The organism is uncultured Gimesia sp., assembly GCF_937919775.1.
Taxonomy (GTDB): domain Bacteria; phylum Planctomycetota; class Planctomycetia; order Planctomycetales; family Planctomycetaceae; genus Gimesia.
This window is the reverse complement of sequence record NZ_CALFPF010000100.1, coordinates 1-4,200: the sequence shown is the minus strand read 5'-3', so window position 1 is coordinate 4,200 and position 4,200 is coordinate 1. Positions and strand designations below refer to the sequence as shown.

The following is a 4,200-nucleotide window of genomic DNA, read 5'->3' as shown; positions in this document are numbered from 1 at the left end:
CCCCAGCTCAATTCAGGATTTTAAAACGAAATTATTGAGGCGAGCGGCCATCTAACGCCCCCGTCAGTAGTGATTCGAGAGCGTTTTTTCTGAGCGATTTAGCTGAACCAGATTTGGCAATCCAGTAAAATCGTTGTTTGACAAAAACAAATGGCAAGATTTGTGATTTGTAAGGAAAAAGAGAAAATTCGTATCCGCCTGCTTGTTGATCAGACATTGTTTCTGTTCAATCGAGGTAGTTCGACTGACAATCAGATGACGACAGATCTGACTTTGATCGCATCATTCACCAGGGGTTGAGAAATGAGCTGCCGGGTTAAAGGGAAATGTTTGTTTGTGGTAACGGTGTTCTGTGTATTATGCCAGATCGCATTTCTCGCTGCAGACGAACAGGAGAAGGCAACCCCCTCCAGCGCTGCGAAAACAAAACGGGTTTTGCAGTTGCCCCCGAGTGATAATAATCCGCGTAACAGCGAAGGGGATTTTATCACACTCAAGGATGGTCGCATTCTTTTTGTTTACACGCACTTCACCGGAGGAGCCGCCGATCATTCCTCTGCGTTTCTGGCTGGCCGCTATTCGTCTGACGGGGGTAAAACATGGACTCAAACAGATCGGACGATCATTGAGAACGATGGTCAGCAGAATATTATGTCCGTCTCACTGCTGCGACTGCAGACCGGGCAGATTGCTTTGTTCTATGCGCGTAAAAATTCGCTTCATGATTTACTACCGGTGATGCGGATCAGCGAAGATGAAGGCGCCCACTGGAGCGAACCCGTGGAAATCATTTCTCCCGATCAGGTGGGTTACTATGTCCTGAATAATGACCGGGTGATTCAGTTAAAAAGCGGCCGGATCGTTGTTCCGCTGGCGTTGCATCAAAATCTGCCCGGCTCAGATCGCTTCAATCCCGGCGCCCGTTTTCTCTGTTATTACTCGGATGACAACGGCAAAACCTGGCAGCGCGGCGAAGAGGTCGAAGTCGAGAAGCAGCCCGGCGGCAAACAACCCTACATGCAGGAGCCCGGAGTCGTCGAATTAAAAGACGGGCGGCTGATGGGATTCTGTCGTACGAACGGCGGTAGCCAGTATGTCGCCTATTCCCGGGATGGAGGCAAGACGTTTTCCTCGCTCAAACCGTCCAATATCATTTCACCGGTTTCGCCAGCTTCGATCGAACGCATTCCTGCCACAGGTGATTTACTGCTGGTCTGGAACAATCACCGGGACATCACACCGGAACTACGCGGTAAACGGACCCCACTGAGCATCGCCGTCTCAAAAGATGAAGGCAAGTCCTGGCAGCAGATTCAGAACCTCGAAGTCAACCCGGACGGCTGGTACTGTTATACGGCGATCGAGTTCACAAAGGAAGGGGTGCTGCTCGGTCACTGTGCGGGAGACCGCAGTAAAAACAACGGACTGGCGGAATCACAAATCACGTTTGTCCCACTGTCTGTCATTTACGAAAAGTGACGTTTATCCTGCCTAGGGTGTCTGAAAAACGTCTCAGCGTGACAGGAAAATATCTGATTGTGATAAAAAAACGCGGCGGCGGAACCATCTTGGAAAAATGACTTGAAATGCCTGCAACATTTGAGGAAACTGATTATAAAGAGAGTTAATTAAATCAGCCAGCAGGTTTGTTTCGGAGCGAGTTCATGCAACCATTTCCACTTTCCCGCCGCCAGTTTCTGGGAGCCGCTTTGGTTACCGGTATCGGCTCCGTTTCTGCAAATCGCCTCGCCGCCGGAAAGTCTCCTGAAGTGAATCAGCCACGCGCCACTGATGGAGATCAGCGGTTCGAACCAGAGTGGGATGAGCGTCTCTCCATTTCGGTCGGCCCCAAGTCGGGTGACATTGTCGGCAGCGGTGACAAAGCTTTGCAGGCCGCCATCGATTATATCGCGCGAAAAGGAGGCGGCACGGTCCAGATTCTGCCGGGCACGTTCACGCTGCGGAATGCCCTGCATCTGCCTTCCGGAATTCGTTTACAAGGCAGTGGCCCGGAGACCATCATTACCAAAGGCGCTTCCGAGACAGTCGCGTTGTCGGAAGATTCCGACTGGTACGATCAGGAGATTACGCTCGAGAAATCAGCCGGTTTTCAGGTGGGAGACGGCGTGGTACTCGTCACGAAAAATCTCAGTAACGGCAGCGAAGACGTAATCAAACGGTCGCTGGTTGCGCGGTCGGGGAACCGGTTCAAGCTGGATGACGGACTGCGTAAAAACTTATGGCTTTCCGGCAAGCCAACCGTATCGTCTCTGTTTCCTCTGTTGACCAGTGAATACACGAAAAATGTGGTAATCGAGAATCTGACGCTGGACGGAAATCGAAAAAACAATACGAATCTGAATGGCAATTATGGCGGCTGCATCTTTCTGCAGGACTGCAATCGCTACACCATTCGCAATGTCACCACACGGAATTACAACGGCGACGGGATCAGCTTTCAGATTTGTCACGATGTGAAAGTCGAAAATTGTCACAGTCACGATAACGCCGATCTCGGCATGCATCCGGGCTCCGGTTCACAACGCCCCTTGATTCTGAACACCCGCCTGGAAAATAATCACATCGGACTCTTCTGGTGCTGGGGTGTAAAACATGGACTGGCGGAAAAGAATCAGATGACCGGCAATGATTTCGGTATTTCGATTGGTCACAATGATACCGACAATATCATGCGAGCGAATCAAATTAACAACAGCAAAAAAGTGGGCATTCTCTTTCGCGATGATGCGCGGGGGAAAAACTTCTGGGCCAATCGCAACACGGTCGTCGATAATGAAATCATCAACAGTGGTGGCGACGACGGTGTGGCCATTGATATCACCGGCAAAACCTCCGATTTAACGATCTCCGGCAATAAAATTGTCGAACAGCGAGAACCGATGCAGCGCACGGGCATTCGTATCGGTGCGGAAGCCGGAACCATTCAACTGGCCGACAATCAAATCCAGGGGTTCATGAAATCCATCGACGATTTACGTAAAACAACCTGAGGCAGCCTGAAACTTTGAGGATTTCAGGCTGCACTCGCAGGTGCTATTCAGCGGCGATTTCTTCCGACTTCATGCATTTTCCGATTTGTTTGACCGCTTGTCTGAGGCGTTGTGAATTTTCGACGATGGCCATCCGCAGATAACCTTCGCCGTCTTCGCCGAATCCACGACCGGGGCTGACAGCGACGCCCCCTTCATCAAGCAGTTTCATTGCAAAATCGATCGATCCCATTTCGGACCAGGGCTCGGGGATTTTCGCCCAGACAAACATGCCTGCCTTGGGGCGGTCGATTTGCCAGCCCAGACGTTCCAGGCCGCTGCAGAACACATCTCGTCTTGACTGGTACTCAGCGGCGATACTGTCGACGGCGGCTTCACAGTGCCGCATGGCGACGATGGCAGCAATCTGAACCGGCTGAAACAGACCGTAGTCATAATAGCCTTTGATCGTGGACAGGGCTCTGACCATTTCCGAGTTGCCCGAGCAGAAGCCGATGCGCCAGCCGGCCATGCTAAAGCCTTTACTCATCGTGGTGAATTCGACGCCGACGTCGATGGCACCGGGAGTGGCCAGAAAGCTCGGCGCTTTGTAACCATCAAAGCAGATGTCCGCGTAAGCGAAATCGCTGATCACCAGAAACGAATACTTCTTGGCGAGACGGACCAGTTCCACAAAAAAGTCCTGTTCGATCACTGTGGCGCTGGGATTGTGGGGAAAGTTCACCACCACGACGCGCGGCTTGGGATACAGATGCTCGCAAGTGTAAGCGATATTCGAAAGGAACTGGTCGGGTTGGCGAACGTCGAGTTCAATCACATTTCCTGCAGCCAGCATCACTGCATAAACGTGAACCGGAAACGAGGGAGAAGGGACGATGGCGGTATCTCCCGGACCCATCAGAGCCAGGCACATATGGCTGAAACCTTCTTTGGAGCCGATACAGGTTACTACTTCGGTATCCGGATCAAGTCGCACGCCATATTTTTTCCAGTAGCGGGCCGTCACTTCTTTTCTGAGATTGGCAATGCCGTTCGCAACCGAGTAACGATGGTTCCGCGGGTCAGCCAGCGCTTCAGACATCTTTTCCACAATCAGCGGATCAGGCGGGTCGGTCGGATTTCCCATCCCCAGGTCGATTACGTCAACGCCCGCCACGCGCTTCTGGTACTTCAGCTTATTGATTTTTCC

At 51.8% G+C, this 4,200-nt stretch carries 4 protein-coding genes; 2 read left to right on the top strand and 2 right to left on the bottom strand.

From position 1 onward, the window contains the following. Positions 1 to 31: 31 nt before the first annotated feature. Positions 32 to 217: a hypothetical protein gene (locus Q0294_RS02645; RefSeq protein ID WP_299460646.1), complete on the bottom strand. Its 186-nt coding sequence runs from the start codon at positions 215 to 217 to the stop codon at positions 32 to 34. 86 nt (positions 218 to 303) lie between these two features. Between Q0294_RS02645 and Q0294_RS02640 the strand changes: the two genes are divergently transcribed. Together Q0294_RS02640 and Q0294_RS02635 are read left to right on the top strand one after the other, a co-directional pair. After that, positions 304 to 1,479, top strand: coding sequence for a sialidase family protein (locus Q0294_RS02640; RefSeq protein ID WP_299460644.1), 1,176 nt, complete (start codon positions 304 to 306; stop codon positions 1,477 to 1,479). Between the two features lie 185 nt (positions 1,480 to 1,664). Further along, the gene (locus Q0294_RS02635; protein ID WP_299460642.1) at positions 1,665 to 3,011 is read left to right on the top strand and encodes a right-handed parallel beta-helix repeat-containing protein; all 1,347 of its coding nucleotides are present in this window, start codon (positions 1,665 to 1,667) and stop codon (positions 3,009 to 3,011) included. A gap of 43 nt (positions 3,012 to 3,054) precedes the next feature. Here the strand turns inward: Q0294_RS02635 and Q0294_RS02630 are convergent. Next, a partial coding sequence (locus tag Q0294_RS02630) for an aminotransferase class I/II-fold pyridoxal phosphate-dependent enzyme (protein ID WP_299460640.1) occupies positions 3,055 to 4,200 on the bottom strand: 1,146 nt, incomplete at its 5' end.

What these genes read in the sequence shown, in the direction of transcription:
- Q0294_RS02645 (WP_299460646.1), bottom strand. Translation starts at nt 217, where the DNA reads ATGTCTGATCAACAAGCAGGCGGATACGAATTTTCTCTTTTTCCTTAC.
- Q0294_RS02640 (WP_299460644.1), top strand. Translation starts at nt 304, where the DNA reads ATGAGCTGCCGGGTTAAAGGGAAATGTTTGTTTGTGGTAACGGTGTTC.
- Q0294_RS02635 (WP_299460642.1), top strand. Translation starts at nt 1,665, where the DNA reads ATGCAACCATTTCCACTTTCCCGCCGCCAGTTTCTGGGAGCCGCTTTG.